At 59.8% G+C, this 15234-nt stretch carries 12 protein-coding genes; 4 read left to right on the top strand and 8 right to left on the bottom strand.

Annotated elements, in window-relative coordinates; all coding sequences use genetic code 11:
* Nucleotides 1-21 precede the first annotated feature (21 nt).
* The 7 genes from HDE72_RS09695 to HDE72_RS09665 all read right to left on the bottom strand — a co-directional run bounded on the left by HDE72_RS09695 (nt 22) and on the right by HDE72_RS09665 (nt 9637).
* Nucleotides 22-1563, bottom strand: a complete 1542-nt coding sequence (locus tag HDE72_RS09695; protein WP_260176591.1) for a S1C family serine protease — start codon at nt 1561-1563, stop codon at nt 22-24.
* A gap of 103 nt (nt 1564-1666) precedes the next feature.
* Nucleotides 1667-2221, bottom strand: a complete 555-nt coding sequence (locus HDE72_RS09690) for a carboxymuconolactone decarboxylase family protein (RefSeq protein ID WP_183739636.1) — start codon at nt 2219-2221, stop codon at nt 1667-1669.
* Between the two features lie 45 nt (nt 2222-2266).
* Entirely contained in the window at nt 2267-3799 is a 1533-nt protein-coding gene (locus HDE72_RS09685; protein ID WP_183739633.1) for a histidine-type phosphatase, read from the bottom strand.
* Between the two features lie 3 nt (nt 3800-3802).
* Nucleotides 3803-5953, bottom strand: coding sequence for a TonB-dependent siderophore receptor (locus HDE72_RS09680; protein ID WP_183739630.1), 2151 nt, complete (start codon nt 5951-5953; stop codon nt 3803-3805).
* A gap of 168 nt (nt 5954-6121) precedes the next feature.
* Complete coding sequence (locus HDE72_RS09675; protein ID WP_183739627.1) at nt 6122-6973, bottom strand: fumarylacetoacetate hydrolase family protein; 852 nt, start codon at nt 6971-6973, stop codon at nt 6122-6124.
* A complete protein-coding gene (locus HDE72_RS09670) occupies nt 6918-8261 on the bottom strand; it encodes an MFS transporter (RefSeq protein ID WP_183739626.1) in 1344 nt (447 codons plus the stop codon). The genes HDE72_RS09675 and HDE72_RS09670 overlap by 56 nt, the downstream gene beginning before the upstream one ends.
* A gap of 2 nt (nt 8262-8263) precedes the next feature.
* Entirely contained in the window at nt 8264-9637 is a 1374-nt protein-coding gene (locus HDE72_RS09665; RefSeq protein WP_221291220.1) for a KamA family radical SAM protein, read from the bottom strand.
* A gap of 286 nt (nt 9638-9923) precedes the next feature.
* Here HDE72_RS09665 and HDE72_RS09660 point away from each other — a divergent pair, with 286 nt between their 5' ends.
* Both HDE72_RS09660 and HDE72_RS09655 read left to right on the top strand, forming a co-directional pair.
* Nucleotides 9924-10382 carry a cache domain-containing protein gene (locus tag HDE72_RS09660; protein WP_183739623.1) on the top strand — a complete coding sequence of 153 codons (459 nt, stop codon included), beginning with the start codon at nt 9924-9926 and terminating at the stop codon, nt 10380-10382.
* A gap of 85 nt (nt 10383-10467) precedes the next feature.
* Complete coding sequence (locus HDE72_RS09655; protein ID WP_183739620.1) at nt 10468-12153, top strand: methyl-accepting chemotaxis protein; 1686 nt, start codon at nt 10468-10470, stop codon at nt 12151-12153.
* Here the strand turns inward: HDE72_RS09655 and HDE72_RS09650 are convergent.
* Nucleotides 12130-12729: a DNA-3-methyladenine glycosylase gene (locus tag HDE72_RS09650; RefSeq protein ID WP_183739618.1), complete on the bottom strand. Its 600-nt coding sequence runs from the start codon at nt 12727-12729 to the stop codon at nt 12130-12132. The genes HDE72_RS09655 and HDE72_RS09650 overlap by 24 nt on opposite strands.
* Nucleotides 12730-12991: 262 nt before the next feature.
* On the opposite strand from HDE72_RS09650, the gene HDE72_RS09645 reads away from it, so the two are divergent.
* Both HDE72_RS09645 and HDE72_RS09640 read left to right on the top strand, forming a co-directional pair.
* Nucleotides 12992-13858, top strand: a complete 867-nt coding sequence (locus HDE72_RS09645; RefSeq protein WP_183740139.1) for an HDOD domain-containing protein — start codon at nt 12992-12994, stop codon at nt 13856-13858.
* 114 nt (nt 13859-13972) lie between these two features.
* Nucleotides 13973-15181: a DUF2863 family protein gene (locus HDE72_RS09640; RefSeq protein WP_183739614.1), complete on the top strand. Its 1209-nt coding sequence runs from the start codon at nt 13973-13975 to the stop codon at nt 15179-15181.
* The last annotated feature ends 53 nt before the right edge of the window (nt 15182-15234 follow it).

The following is a 15234-nucleotide window of genomic DNA, read 5'->3' as shown; positions in this document are numbered from 1 at the left end:
ATGACCTGAAACGCCGGGGGCTTACTTGCCTGCCGGCGTTTTTTCATTCCAGATTTTCAACATGTCGGCAGAGGCTTCCGAACGGATGCCATTGTCCGTCAATATAGCCTCGGTCGCGGCCAGCATTTGCTTGCGCGGCACGACGATTGCCTCGGCATCGCGCTGTTCGAAGCGGAAAGTCAGCAAGTCGTCGGTCTGGTCGCGCAGCAGGGTGACCAGATGGGCCAGGCTGCGCACGGGTACGCCATTGACCGAATACAGCACCGAGAAGAAGCGGTTACCGTAGCCATTCATCAGCTTGTGCGGGAAGAATGGCGCGGCGATCACCACCAGTTCTTCACGCTGGGCATCAGGCTTGTCGCCGCGCCGCGTCATCAATGGATTACCGGCAAAAGCCATGCCATACAATATCTGTGGATTGCCATTCGGAACATTCATGAATTCCGACGTAGCACGCGAAAACACCATCGGGCCAAAGATGAAGTAAGACGGGTAGTTGCCCGCCAAACCAGGAATCAGCATCGGGTGCGAAGACGCCACGGGCAAGCTGACCTTCATGGCAGCGCCATTGCGCACCACCGTCAGCGGCAGCAGACCATCTTTCGCCAATTGCTGCACGCGGTACTGGAAACGCACCCGGCTGTTCGCATTGAGCTTGACCATGCCCTGATTGTCGATAGGGAAATCGCCGATATGCGTGATCACGTCGAATTCCTTGAGCGGATAATCGGCCTCCTTGCTGAACGGGGTCAAGACCACGGCGCCCTCGACATTCTTGCCCAGCTTGAGGGAGGCACGCAGGGCCGGGTTTTCCAGCGTCTGTATGGTATCGAACATGGCAGGCTTGCCCTGGGGCGTGCCGCTGGCTTCATCGCGCAGGAACAGTTCGATTTCCTCGTTGGGGATGATGTAGCCGATATTCTGCATATTGAGTGCGCCGGCAAAGGCCAGGCCTATCATCTTGTCGCCGGCGATCACGGGGCCGCCGCTATTACCCGGATTAATCGCTGCATCGATCTGGATGCGCAAGCCGGACACAGGATAGTTGTAGCGCACAAACTCGATGCGCGAAACGATGCCCTTGGTGATAGACAGCGAGGTGCCGCCCGTGGGATAACCGTAGGCCAGCACGGCGTCGCGCACGTCAGGCAACACGTTCGCGCGCGGCACCGGTTTGTGGCTGTCAAAAAAACTGTCGTCATCGATTTTCAGCAAGGCCAGGTCCATGCCCCGCGAAATGGCCAGCACGGTGGCTGGTATCTTGTCGCCCGCACCATTGGCCTGGATCTGCACCTGGCTGGCATAACCGACCACATGCGCATTGGTCAGGATGCGGTGGCCATCGATGACCACGCCAGAACCCGTCACTTCCTGCGGCCCGGCCTTGCTCCAGGGTTTGTACGGATCGGGGCCACGCAAGGTGGAAAATACCTTGACGACCGAGTTTTCCAGCCCGGAAGCGGTCTCTGCAGCAACCGCATGTCCCACGATCAATGGACAAAAAGAAAGGGCCAACGCCAGAACGGCGCGGCCCATCAGGGTAAAGCACGAACGAGTTTTCATGGAGCGTTTTCGCTGTGGAAGGGGAATTAAAGTATATATTCAGCAATGGCAATAATATATGACATTTTATCCATGTTACTTCCTAACAACACCGCCCGACACCTCAGTCCGGTAGCGGCAATGCCGCCGAGGCCGGCACGGCCGTCTGCGCCCCATTCATCACCATGGCCAGGAACGTGTAATAACCGTTGATGCCCATCAAATCGACCACGCCCTGCTCGCCGAACAGCTTCAAGGCCCGTGCATACGTCGCATCGCTGACCCGTTTATGTTGCTGCAACTCGATGCAAAAGTCGTGCACGGCTTGCTCGTCTGGCGGCAAACCACCCGGCATGCGCCGATCGGCAATGGCGTCCACCGCTGCCGGGGCGATGCCATTCTGTATCGCCAGCGGTGCGTGGATGGCCCACTCGACTTGCTGGTCCCACTGGCGCGCAGTGACCAGTATCGCCAGTTCCGACAGCCGCGTGCCGATGGCGCTGCGATAGCGCAGGTATTCACCGAGGCGCTGGGCCGCTTCCATCAGCTCCGGGCTGCGGATCAGCGGCACGAAGGGGCCGTACAGCGCCCCGCGCGGACCATCGATGATGGCTTGCGCGGCCGTTTGCTGCTCTGCACTCAATTGTTCGAAAGCAAGGGGAGGAAGGCGGTCAATCATGTAGGGGTCTGTTTTATGCTCTTGCCTGTAGTGTACAGGTGCTTGCTAGTGCTGATAACAACTCTTCAACTGAGCATAACGATAGAAATGGCTGGCCGGGGCTATCCTGGCGCTGTCGCAGACAGGCTTGAAGTCGGTTTCCTTTTCGTTGTACAACATGCGTACCAGCGTGTTGCCCTTGCCATCTGTGTACACATCCCACTGGATATTGGCCGCCATTGGCGCCACCGTGGCGCCGCGCCAGGGATTATTGGCGTAGTCGTACATGGTAGCGCGCGGCAACTGTACCGCCATGCCAGGCAGGCCGAGGATGGCCGCCATGGGAATCACGATTTCAGCGTGGGAAAAGCGCAGTTTGGCGGCATGCGACAGGTCGCCGCCGGCAACGGCGTCCACCTCGCTGAAGAAGTCACCCAGCAGCGTATCGGCCATGCGATAGTTCAGGTCGCCATTTTCAGCGATGCCCGGCCCTTTGGCATAGAAAGACTGCGCATCGTCGACAAAGGCAAACACCTGGGCCTGGGCCGGCGGCACGTAGCGCGTGAAGTCGGCTGCCACTTCCTGGCGCATGTCGGCCGCCGCCGCATACAGTTCGTACAGCGCCAGCGCGGCGTCGGTGGCGGAGGCGATCACGGTATCGCCATCGCCGATGAGCGTATTGGTAAATTTGCCGTCCGCGCTGGTGTAGCTGTAGGTGCCGGTGTTGGCGACCCGGTAGCGTCCCTGCTCCAGCGACGCAACAAAGGCTGGCGTGAACAGGCGTTCCAGCACCGTTTTTGAGGCGGCGGCAAGACCTGGCTGCGCCAGTATCGCCGCCTCGCGGGCGCGCAGCGCATCGCTCTTGAGCCAAGCCTGGTAGGACAGGCTCGCCTGGTAAGCCGGGTAGAGCGGATCGGCGGTATCGGCCACCCGATCCTGCTTGGCGCTCAGTTTATGGAAATACAGCAGGTAGCGGTCGGTGCCCCTGGGGCGGCTGTCGTGGCTGGTTTCGGCGCGCGGCGCCAGTGAGTCGGGATAGGCCAGCAGCGGCGCCAGGCTTGCTTGTTGCGCCAGCAGCGAGCGGGTAAAGAAATAGCCGCTGTCGACGGCGCGGTCCTTGCCGGAAGTGAGCACGACGATCTGGCGCGACTGAGCCGCAGCGTCGCTGAACAGTTGCGGCAAGCGCTGGTACAGGCGCTGCGCCAGTTGCGTATGCTCGGCCACGCCCTGCATGGTTTCATTGCCGTAGCCTGGCTTGCTGATGCCGGCCACGCCATAGCCAAGCAGGAAATTGGCCTTCATCAGTTGCACAATATCAGGCCCCAGTTGCTGGCCCAGCGGCGTCAAAGCACCGTCCTTGTTGGCCTGCAGCCACAGATTGTACAGCGCCAGGTCGGCCTTGAAGCTGCTCAGCCCACGCGAACCGTGGCGCGCCAGCATCTGCGTATAGACCGGACGATAGCCTGGCGGCGCCGCTTCGTAGCTAGCCATGTCCTGCTGCGGTGCATACGGCGTTTTGCTTTGATAATACTGCTCGCCGTTAGCGTTCAACAGCAGCAGGGACAGCGCGGCGCCGGCCGCAAGACGGTAGGTTTTCATACTTTAAAAGTCTACCCGTACATTCACGCTGGCGGTGCGCGGCGAACCGACGTTCAGATAATTCTCCTGGTAGAAAGTCCAGTATTTGCGGTTGGTCAGGTTGGAAATATTCGCGCGCACGCTGACCATCTTGCCGAAGTAGCGGTGACGGTAATTGAAGCCCGCATCGAACAAGGTGTAGTCCGGCAAGGTGTTGGCGTTGGCGGCGTCCATCGCCAGCTTGCCCAGGTATTGGGCGCCGGCGTGCAGTGCCAGGCCCGGCAACACTTCGCGCCAGGTCGCCTGCACCGAAGCCTGCTGGCGCGGCGCACCGACGGCGCGCTTGCCGCTGTAGCCGGGCGCCGCATCTTGCAAGGTCGCATCGAGCAGCATGATGCCGCCTTCGATCGACACATTCTTCGCCGCCTGCAGCACCGAGTTGAACTCCAGGCCCTGGTAGCGCGTCTGGCCATCCGCCACGTAGATGTTGGCGGCGTTGGTGTACTGGGCGCCGCGTTCAATCTGGAACAGCGCTGCGCTGGCGTTCCAGAAGCTGCGTTCCGTCTTGATGCCGAATTCGGTCTGCTTGCTCTTGATAGGCGCAAAAGTCTGTAGCGCGTTGACTGCGGAAGTCGGCGCGCTGGACGCTTGTTCCAGGGCTTCGACATAACTGCCATACAGCGTGGTGTCGGCACCCGGCTTGTACATCAGCGCGATGGTCGGTGTGGTTTTGTTGGCAGGATAGCTGGCAATCACGGCGCCCTTGGTGGAGTAGGCGGTATCCTGGAACTGCGTGTAGCGCAGGCCGGCCAGCACCGACCAGTGATCGCTCAGCTTGACCGTATCGCTGGCAAAGACCGCATCCTGGCGGGTTGTTTCATCCTGGTACAAGCCACCGCTGTAATTGGTGCTCGTGGCGTTGAAGATGGTCGGTGCATACAGGTTGCCCGTGCCCAGATAGGGCTTGGGCGTGACGACAGAATCGGTCGACCCCAGGTTCTGCGACATGACGCCCGCCACCACTTCATGCTGCAGGCCGAAGGTAGCGAATTTGCCAGTGAGACTGGCTTGCACCTGGTCAAAATGGTAGTCGTGGCGCTCGGAGGTCACGCGGTCCTTGTAGTTGCCGGTATTGCTAGTAATGTAGTACTGGTCCTTCTTGTAGACGCGGCTCGAATCGGAGGTCCGGTACGAGAAATTGGCGGTCCAATCCGGCGCCAAGCGGTATTCCAGGCCCGTCGTGTACAGCGAATATTCGACGTCGCTGCCGGCGCCTATGCTATTGAGTTTGCTGTCACCGGCAATCGGTGCAGGAATCTTGAAGCTGGGTGCAATCACGATATCGGTGCCGCCGACAGTGGCGCGGCGCTGGTACAGCACATCGTAGCTCAAGGTCAGATCCCTGCTCAGGCGCCAGTCGAGGTTCAGGCTGGCGGCATTGCGATTGATGGAGCCGCTTTCTTCCTTCACGCCGCCGTCTTCATGCAGCAGGTTCAAACGGTAGCCAAAGGCGCCGTCTTCGCCCAGGCGGCCGCCGGTATCGATATGCTCCTTGATCGCACCGCCTTCCTGATAGCCCAGCGCAGCGCTGAAACTCTTGTCGGTGGTCGGGCGCTTGCTGACGTAGTTGACGATGCCGCCCGGCGAGCCGAAGCCGTACATATAACCCGACAGACCTTTCAGTACTTCCACGCTTTCAAACATTTCCAGCGGCATTTCAGTACCGCGGTTGATGTTGGCCAGGCCATCGACCTTGTAGCCATTCAAGTCATCGAGACGCAGGCCGCGTATCTGGATGGTGGCCGGGTGGGTGCTGATCGGCGGGCTGATGGCGGTGACCGAGGCATCGTACTTCAGCACTTCGGAAATGCTGGTGGCCAGGCGGTCTTCGATTTCATCGCTGCTGACGGCCTTGGTCGAGAATGGCGTATCGAGTTCCGACTTGCGGCCCAAGGCGCCGCTGCTGACGCTGTCGCTGAGCTTTTTCTTTTCGACCGTGGCCTTGACCACCACCTGGGATACCGGGCCGGCATCCAGGCCAGGGCTGGACGCGGCATCAGCCGCATCGGGGGCGCTGAAGGCGGCAGTATGCAGCGCGCACAGACCGGCCGCTACCAGGGCCAGATGCAAACGGGTGACGCGGAAGTGCTTTGCGGAAGACGGGGTGGGGAACATGAAGCGCCTAATAAGAAGAGGGAGGATATTAGGTGCATCATGATAGTGAGTTTGTGTGACAATCGTATGACCTGGCTGAGGTCATACGACTTTTTAGCTGAGCTGTGACAGTTATGCCATGTCATGGCTGATAACAAGCCAGCATGGCGCACCGCGCTGGCTGCGCTATCAGCTGGCGGTCCAGGCCACCACGTCCTGCTGCTGCTCGCCCAGGCCGGCGATGCCGAGGCGCAGGCTGTCGCCTTTTTTCAGGAAGCGCTGTGGCTTGCGGCCCTGGCCCACGCCCGGTGGCGTGCCGGTAGCGATGATGTCGCCCGGTTCCAGGGTCATGAATTGCGACAAGTAGCTGACGATCTGCGCCACATTGAAAATCATGGTTTGCGTGTTGCCCGTCTGCATGCGCTTGCCGTTCAATTCCAGGTACAGGTCCAGGTCTTGCACGTCATACACCTCATCGCGCGTCACCAGCCATGGGCCGACCGGGCCGAAGGTATCGCAACCCTTGCCCTTGTCCCATTGCGGACCGCGTTCCAGCTGGAAGGAGCGCTCGGACAAATCGTTGACGACGCAGTAACCGGCCACGTATTTCAGCGCCTCTTCTTCGCTCACGTATTGCGCGCGGGTACCGATCACCACGCCCAGTTCCACTTCCCAGTCGGTCTTTTTCGAGCCTTTCGGCAAGATCACATTATCGTCCGGGCCATTCAGGCAGCTGACCGCCTTCATGAAAACGATGGGTTCGGCCGGCAAGGGCATGCCTGCTTCGGCCGCGTGATCGGCGTAATTCAGGCCGATGCCGATGAACTTGCCGACCTTGGCCAGCGGTACGCCGTAGCGCGGATTGCCGCGCACCAGGGGCAGCGTTTTTTCGTCGATCTTGGCCAGCTTGCGCAAGGCCTTGTCGGACAGTTGGGCGCAGTCAATATCGCTTATCACGCCGGACAGGTCGCGCAGTTTGCCTTCTTCATCGATCAGGCCCGGTTTTTCCTTGCCTGGACGTCCGTAACGAACGAGTTTCATAGTCTTCCTTGGAGTTAATCATTGCCGCTGAGCAGGCTGCCATTTTACCGGATGCACCGGCATGCCTGATATGCTCCATGAAAAACAACACAAGTCCCGGCAATTGCAGGGCTACCAGCATCGCGAACGCGATCCGGTAAGCCTCGGCAGGATAATGATGCTGGGCATCGACGGGCCACAGTCCCAGGATCAGGCCAAAGCCCGCCTGCACCAAAAAGGCGCCTGTAAAAATCAGCAAGTTCAAACAGGTAGCCGCCCGTCCCGTCAAACTGGCCGGCATGCTTTGCGCGACGATGGCGTATTCCAGGCCGGCCACCGTGCCCATCAAGGTGAACAGCACGGACAACAAAGGCAGGCCGGGCTGGTAATTGCTGGCCATGCCCAGTTGCACCAGCAAGAACAGGGCGATGCCGATGGCGGCCACCTGCATGGTCGTGATGCCGCGCCGTGCCGCCCATTCCGTTACCATGCCCATGGCAATGGCGCCGAAAATGACGGCAGCCATGCCCAGATACAAGAGATAAGCCACATTATCGTCGGACAAGCCGCCCACGTCGCTGAGCCAGCGCCCTACCCACAGCCCCTGGATGCCAAAAAATACGGTATGCGGCAACAGGATCAATCGGATGGTGCGGCGAAAAACTGGGTCGGCATACACGTCGCGAAGGCCGATGCGCGGAGCGGTGGGCGCCTGAGGTATGGGCATGGCCGGTGTCAGCAGGCGTATCAGCAAGGCGATGGCCAATGCCGCGACAGCCAGCCCCAGAAAGAGACCGCGCCAATCCGTGTAATGCAGGGCCAGCTTGACGGGCATGGTGGCCGTGGCAGCCCCCAAGCCGCCCACGGCGATCAGATAACCATGCATGGACGGCAGGCGCTCAGGCGCGACGGCGCCGGAAATGGCTTTCACGGCAGCCATGAAACAGCCGCCCAGGCCCGCCCCCATCACGGCGCGCGCCCACATCAGCTCAGCAAAGCCATGGGCCTGGCTGAACAGCAACACGCCGAGCGCCGCCACCAGCAGCAATAGCAGTTGCACCGTGCGGGGGCCATAACGGTCGAGTGCCAAACCAACCGGCAATTGCACCAGCGCAAACGCCAGGAAAAACGCGCTGGTCAGCAAACCCAGCTGCGTCGCCGTGAGCGGTACCGCCGCCAGCAATTCCGAGGTCAGCACGGCATTGACGCCCCGAAGCAGGCAGGACAGATAATGTCCCAGCGCATACGGCAGGAAAATCAGGCAGAACACGGCCACGCCGGAACGCGCAGGCGGCCCGGCGCGCTCCATGCTCAGGCTGCCTGCATCAGGCGGATCACACGCTGCGGCGCATGCTCCACTGCGGGCAAGGCCTGGTCCAGCTCAAAGAAGAATTTCTCCTGGCCAAACGCGGGTTTTAAATCATCGAACCAGGTCGCTTCGGCATCGAACTTCGCGTAAAACGGCCGCCGCACCCAGTCCGGATTGCGGGCCTGCAAAAATTGCAGCGCAAACACTTTTTCACCGCCGATGGTCACCACGCCATCGATGACGATCTTGCCGGGAAAGGCGCTCATGGAAGGCCCGCGCACCGTGCGCGACAAGCCAGACACCTTCTGGTAAGCGGCCTGGAAAATCTCGTGGGCCTTGAACAGCGGCACTTCGAAATAGCCGCGCGGCCCCGTGTCGCGCTCAACGAACATGTAATACGGAATCGCTCCCAGCCGGGTGCCCGTCTGCCACAGCTCGGCCCAGCTATTCGGGTCTTCATTGATGTGGCGTATCAGCGGCCCCTGCATGCGCAAGGTGGCGCCCGTCGAGACGATGCGCTTGACGGCTTGCTGGGCGATGCCCTGGCGCAATTCGACGGCGTGGCTGTAATGGCCCATGATGGCCAGGTTCTTGCCTGCCTTGACGATGCGTTCAAACAGGCGCAGCAAGTCATCCGCATCGCGGTCGGAGACAAAACGCTGGGGCCAGTAGGCTACCGACTTGGTGCCGATGCGGATATTCTGGATATGCGCCAGCGCCGGGTCCAGCAAGGGCTCCAGATACGCGGCCAGCGAACGCGTATTCATGATCATCGGATCGCCGCCCGTGATCAGCACGTCGGTCACTTCAGTATGCAGCTTCAGGTAAGCGGCCAGCTCATGCGATTCACGCGCATCAAACTTCATGTCGTCCATGCCGACAAACTGGGGCCAGCGGAAACAGAAGGTGCAATAAGCGTGGCAAGTCTGGCCGGCGCTAGGGAAAAACAGCACGGTTTGCGCATATTTGTGCTGCAAGCCCCGCACGGGTTCGTCATTCATGGTGGGAACGTTATGCGTCATCTGCCCGGCCGGATGCGGGTTCATGCCCAGGCGGATGCCGCGTACATAGGCCTCGATGGCGGGCTTGTCCTGCCGCACCAGCACCAGGTCGCGCAAATGCGCATATTGCTCGGGCGGTAGCATGTCGCGGTGCGGGAACACCAGGCGATAGATCGGATCGTCAGGAATATTGTTCCAGTCGATCAATTGATCCAGCACGTATTCATTGGTTCGAAACGGCAAAACGTGTGATACCACTTGCACCGCCTCGCGCTGTTCGGGGGGCAGCCAATCCCACTGCCTGGCCTGGCTAATCGTCTGCCGCGTATAAGGTTTGAATTTGGCGTTTGAAAGCTCGCTGCTGTAATCGGACATGTTCAGCTCCTGTACGGTAATGATAATAACTTCCATTAAGTTGAATGAAAATCAGGCCAACTTCGGCCATATTCTTTTCATGGTGAAAAATCTCCATGCTGGGAATTCATCATAGTTCTTGCCAGATAGAACCAATTGCCGCACATCAACAAGTCTTCTACTCCATGCATGGAATGAGACATGCACTTAGGCAAGACTTAAGTTTGTTCAATCGCAACTCTGTGTAGACCAGTGCGACGTAAATTACGGTTTGGCAACATCTCTCTCGATTTCACAAGGAGTCTTCATGAAACACCTCATCACGGGTAGTTTGCTATGCCTGGCACTGACCAGTTTTGCCGTTAGCGCCGCCACGGAGCCGACTGAAAAAGACGCCATCGCCATGGCGGAACGGGGCGCCGCCTTCATCAAGGCGCATGGCAAGGAAGAAATGATCAAGAAGCTCATCGCCAAGGATCCCGACTTCGTGCAAGGCTCGCTGTATGTGGACATGCGCGACATCAAGACAGGCATCGTGCTGGCCCATCCAATCAACCCGGCCATCGTCGGCAAGGACTTGACGGATGTGCCTGATGCCAACGGCAAGAAATATCGCCGTGAAATCATTGAACTGGCTCAAAAGCAGGGCAAGGGCTGGGTCGACTATCTGTACAAGAATCCCGTCAGCGGCAAGATCGAACCGAAGACCACCTACATCCTGCGCGTCAACGATGTGGTGCTGGAAGCAGGTCTTTACAAAAAATAGCCAGGCGGACAAATACCCCGCCTCAGCGCGGGGTTCCGTCACGCCCGATACAGCCACAGGCAGGAGTCTGGTAGGAGTAAAGAAAATGCTCGACAAATTACGCATCGGACCAAAATTGTTGCTGGCGCCTGCCCTCGTCTTGCTGCTGCTGATATTCAGCTCGGCCGGCGCCTGGTATGGCATGGTGCGGCAAAATGCCTCGCTGGAAAACATGGTGACGGTGCGCATCAGCCATCTGAAGGCGGCCTCGGACGTGGCGAGCGATGCAAAATATGCGCACGGAAATATGTACCAGCTGCTGGCATGGACCAACGGCAGTTTTGCCAAGGAGCGCCTCGATGCGCTGGAACAACAGATCAAGGCGCGCCACCAGGCGATCGCCGAACAACTGTCCACCTTGCGCGCTTCGGCGTCGGAAGCGGAACGCACCCTGATTGATGCGGCCGGTGTGCCCCTGGCGGCATATCGCAAGGCGGTGCTGGAAACCATGGAAATCGCGCAGATGGATCAATCGATCGCCACCAATTCCATGCTCAAGGCGGAAACACAATTTGTCCAGCTGAACGAGCAGCTGGCAAAACTGTCGACGCTGGAAACCAGCCTCAGCAGCCAGGCGCATGCCACAGCCAGCGCGGAGTTTCGCAGCCTGGGCTGGAGCTTGCTGCTGAGCGTTATCCTCTCCATCCTTGCCTCCATCGTGGTGACGATGCTGGTGCGGCGCGCCATGCTGGGAGAAATACGCGGCATTGCCGACGTAGTGCAAGACCTGGCGGCCGGCAAGCTGATCGCGGGCACGCCAAATCCTGGCCGCGACGAAATCGCCGGCACGTCGCGCGTGCTCGATCAAACCATCGCCAACCTGAACCAGACCTTGCGCACCATCATGGATGCCGTGCACTCGATCGACACGGCTGCCCGCGAAATCGCCACCGGCAATATGGATTTATCGGCGCGCACGGAAATGCAGGCCAGCTCGCTGGAAGAAACCTCGAGCGCCATGGAAACGCTGACGGAAGCCGTCAATAACAATGCTTCCAACGCCCAGCTCGCCTGCCAGTTGGCGGCCCAGGCTTCCACCCTGGCCGTACAAGGGGGCGCGGCGATGCAGCAAGCTGTGACGATGATGACGACAATACGGGCCAATTCACGCGAGATCGTGGAAATTATCGGCGTGATCGACGGCATTTCATTCCAGACTAATATCCTGGCGCTGAATGCCGCAGTGGAAGCGGCGCGCGCCGGCGAACAGGGACGCGGCTTTGCCGTAGTCGCCTCGGAAGTACGCACCCTGGCGCACCGCTCGGCCGCCGCCGCGAAAGAAATCAAGACCCTGATCGCTACTTCGGTGACCACCATCGATGGCGGCAGCGTGGCGGTACAGCAAGCGGGCGACAGCATGGGCGCCATCGTGGCCTCGGTGCAGCAAGTCAATGACATCATCCAGCGCGTGCAGGCAGCCAGCGCGGAACAGGCGTCGGGCATCAACGAAGTCAATATGGCGGTGGCGCAGATGGATGATGTGACGCAGCAAAATGCGGCCCTGGTCGAACAGGCGGCGGCCGCCGCGGCCAGCTTGCAGGATCAGGCCGTGACCCTGTCGTCGGCCGTGGCCGTGTTCACCCTGGACCAGGCGGCAGCGCCCGCCGTGGTGGTGGCGGTGCAGGAAAAGCCCAGCGAAGCCGATTCCTTCCAGCATCCGGAAGAGCATCGCGCAAGTCAGGCCGAGCGGCGCTCACTGCAAAGTCCGCTACGGGGCAAGCGCCGCGCCTAGCTTAGCTTGGCTACGCATCGGCTTGCTCAAATAGCGCGAACCGGCCTGCACGAAACGCCATGGCAGGTCCATGGCTTTCGAAATACCGATGCGCGGCCCGGCCAGCACCGCCACCTCGTCCTCGCGCGCCAGTAACTCGAAAGGCGGCGCGTTCAAATCCAGGCGATTCTGCAGATGCGTCACACCCAGCGCCTGGCAGACCTTGCCCGGCCCCGAACACAGCAGGCGGACATCATCGACGCCGCGCCGCTCGCGCATGGTCTCCAGCCCCGTGACCGGTTCTATCGCCCGTATCAGCACGCCAGCACCATGGCCAGGTTCGCGGCAGACAAAATTCAGACACCAGTGGATGCCGTAGGAGCGATAGACATACGCGTGTGCAGGCGGGCCGAACATCGCCGCATTGCGCGGCGTGATGCCTGAAAACGTGTGCGAAGCAGGGTCCAGCCCGTCATAGGCTTCCGTTTCCACGATGCGCCCGCCCACGCCATTGACCAGCACGGTGACGCCGATCAGCTGCTGCGCCACGATGAAGGAATCGTCTGCAAAATCGATACCGGCAAGTATGCTTTTCATGGCGCAATTGTAGCGCGCCCCTGCTTTCCGCCTGTGCCGCGCACAGACACATCATTCTTAAAAATCAATAAATATTATGGATATGGCCATTAAAAAATCGCGCCAACAAGATAAAAAGCATACTTTTTTGCACAATTTATTGCATAGATGAACTATTACCATCCATAAACAGCGATAATCTCCAGGCACTGCGCCGGATGCCTGTCAGCGACATCCGTCACAGGGCATGACAGACCAACCACCCAGTGATGCGAAAAGAATGATGACGATAGCAGCAACGCAAGCGAAGGCCGTTGAAGGTGATCCAGTCGATGCCTTGATGCGTTCCATCCGCATTCCACCGCGCCCCAGCCTGCTGGTTGACTTGCAGCGCGAACTGGCGCAAACCGATCCCTCGCCGCGCAAGATCGCCCGCATCATCGCTGACGATGTCGGCATGTCCGGCGCGCTGCTGAAACTGGCCAATTCGCCGTTTTATGGCGCCGCGCGCAAGGCCAAGTCGGTCGAGCAAGGCATCAACTTTCTCGGCATCAACCAGTGCAGCGCCATGATGACGGGCTTGCTGGCGCGCCAGGCGCTCGAAGCAGAAGGCGTGGAACTGAACAATTTCTGGGATGTCTCGGCCAAGCGGGCCCGTGCCGTGGTGTTTACCTCGCGCAAGCTGCGCATCGCCCCGCCCGACATCGCCCACACTTTTGGCCTGTTCTGCGATATCGGCGTGCCCCTGCTGATGAACCGTTTTCCCGATTACGTCAACACGTATGCGGCGGCGGCCAACGATGCCCGGCACTGTTTCACGCGCCTGGAAGATGCGCGCCACCAGACCAACCACGCCGCCATCGGCTGCTTGCTGGCCCGCAACTGGGGCTTGTCGTCGGACGTGGCCTGGGCCATCTTGCATCATCACGATTACAGCGTGTTGGCCGATCCGTCCACCGACGACGCCATCCGTTCGCTGGTAGCCCTGTCCTTGCTGGCCGAAAAAGGCATTCAGCGCTACCATGGCAACAGTAACTCGCTGGAGTGGGACAAGGGCGGTGATCTTGCCTGCAAGCATCTTGGATTGTCGGCCGAAGAAACCACCGACCTGCTCGATGAATTGCACGAGATGTTCGATACCGATCACTGATTGCACCGTGCGGCCTCCACGGCCTGTATCATCCCTTCCGGGCGCCAGGCGGCATCGCCGCGGCGCCCGTTTGCTTTACCTGCTTTACCTCATTAATCAACCATCACGACCACCATGCCTAAAAATAAGCGCCCTGTCCCCCGTAAATCCGCCAATACGCCTGAAGACAAGGATGAAGCCGTCACGCGCATGCTGTGCACGATGGCCCTGAACCTGGCGGAACAGGAAGACAGCGTATCGCAAAGCACGGTGCTGGCCGAACAGGCCGTCGAATTTGGCCGCATCATCCGCAAGACCCTGAACCAGAAAAACGATGAAGTGCTGTACGACGCCATCGACAGGGCGAAATATGAAGATGTGGGCGCCTACCAGTATCTGCGCCAGCAGATCGAGGAAGCCTCGTCGGTAGTGGTCATCCGCCGCGAAAATGCGCCGTCCATGGAAATCAATGCCTTCGTGGTGCCGCTGCTGGTGCAAAGCACGGGCGGCCTGCAGCAGGCGGACACTTTCCAGGACCAGCCAGCGTTCGAAGCGCTGGTGAAAAGTTTTCAGCAAGCTGAACTGGAAAGCGCCAAGGCCAAGGTAGTCTTGATGAGCCACGCCTACGACCTCGACGAAATCGACCGCATCACCTACAGCCATCTGCATGAAATGGTGCGCGACGCCTATACCTCGATGACGGACAAGAAAATCGTCGCCGCGCCTGGCCTGGAGCGCAGCATCGTGGGCTGGAGCGAGACAGCCTTCGGTCCACAGGATACGGCGGTGGAATTGCGCTTCCTGCTGGGCTTTGCCCTCAAGCGCGTGGACGATCCTTTCTACAAAGAACCGAAGGATGAAGCGGCGCTGGACGCCTGGTTCGATGCGCGCATGGCCCGCTACCAGCAATGGACGAGCGACGTGGCCGAGCTCGTCAAGCGCTGCCTGGCGCCCGCCGGCACGGCGCTGGAAGTCAGTTTCCTGTACCAGGATCTGTTCCACGGCGGCAAGGAACAAGGTATGGCCGAATACACCATGCTGCAAATGATGTCGGGCATTAACCATGCGTTGGCAGAAAACAATGCCGCCCCTGCCGATGTGTCCGTGATCGTGGGCCCCACCGACGAGCACGGCGAAATGCTGCTGCGCGTCAATGTCCATGCAGCTGGCGGCGCATTGCTGCACAGCGCAGACAAGCCGCTGGACCTGGCGGCCGACCTGCAGGATGAAGTGAACGACATCTGCGACGCACTGGCCATCATCGGCGTGAGCCAATTGTCGGTAGCCTTGCGCTTCGACGCCAAGGGCCAGCCGCTGGAAGTACAGGCTTATACGCCAGGCTGATTTTCCCGGCAGGAGATAGCCAGAAGGAAATTATCAAGTTATTATCTTCGGGC

Origin of the sequence: Janthinobacterium saanense, from assembly GCF_014200675.1 — a bacterium.
Classification (GTDB): domain Bacteria; phylum Pseudomonadota; class Gammaproteobacteria; order Burkholderiales; family Burkholderiaceae_D; genus Janthinobacterium.
This window is presented reverse-complemented; position numbering and strand designations above follow the sequence as displayed.

Coding starts and splice junctions, on each gene's coding strand:
- HDE72_RS09660 (WP_183739623.1), top strand. CDS start 9,924: ATGAAACACCTCATCACGGGTAGTTTGCTATGCCTGGCACTGACCAGT.
- HDE72_RS09665 (WP_221291220.1), bottom strand. CDS start 9,637: ATGTCCGATTACAGCAGCGAGCTTTCAAACGCCAAATTCAAACCTTAT.
- HDE72_RS09675 (WP_183739627.1), bottom strand. CDS start 6,973: ATGAAACTCGTTCGTTACGGACGTCCAGGCAAGGAAAAACCGGGCCTG.
- HDE72_RS09650 (WP_183739618.1), bottom strand. CDS start 12,729: ATGAAAAGCATACTTGCCGGTATCGATTTTGCAGACGATTCCTTCATC.
- HDE72_RS09640 (WP_183739614.1), top strand. CDS start 13,973: ATGCCTAAAAATAAGCGCCCTGTCCCCCGTAAATCCGCCAATACGCCT.
- HDE72_RS09645 (WP_183740139.1), top strand. CDS start 12,992: ATGACGATAGCAGCAACGCAAGCGAAGGCCGTTGAAGGTGATCCAGTC.
- HDE72_RS09680 (WP_183739630.1), bottom strand. CDS start 5,953: ATGTTCCCCACCCCGTCTTCCGCAAAGCACTTCCGCGTCACCCGTTTG.
- HDE72_RS09685 (WP_183739633.1), bottom strand. CDS start 3,799: ATGAAAACCTACCGTCTTGCGGCCGGCGCCGCGCTGTCCCTGCTGCTG.
- HDE72_RS09695 (WP_260176591.1), bottom strand. CDS start 1,563: ATGAAAACTCGTTCGTGCTTTACCCTGATGGGCCGCGCCGTTCTGGCG.
- HDE72_RS09655 (WP_183739620.1), top strand. CDS start 10,468: ATGCTCGACAAATTACGCATCGGACCAAAATTGTTGCTGGCGCCTGCC.
- HDE72_RS09690 (WP_183739636.1), bottom strand. CDS start 2,221: ATGATTGACCGCCTTCCTCCCCTTGCTTTCGAACAATTGAGTGCAGAG.
- HDE72_RS09670 (WP_183739626.1), bottom strand. CDS start 8,261: ATGGAGCGCGCCGGGCCGCCTGCGCGTTCCGGCGTGGCCGTGTTCTGC.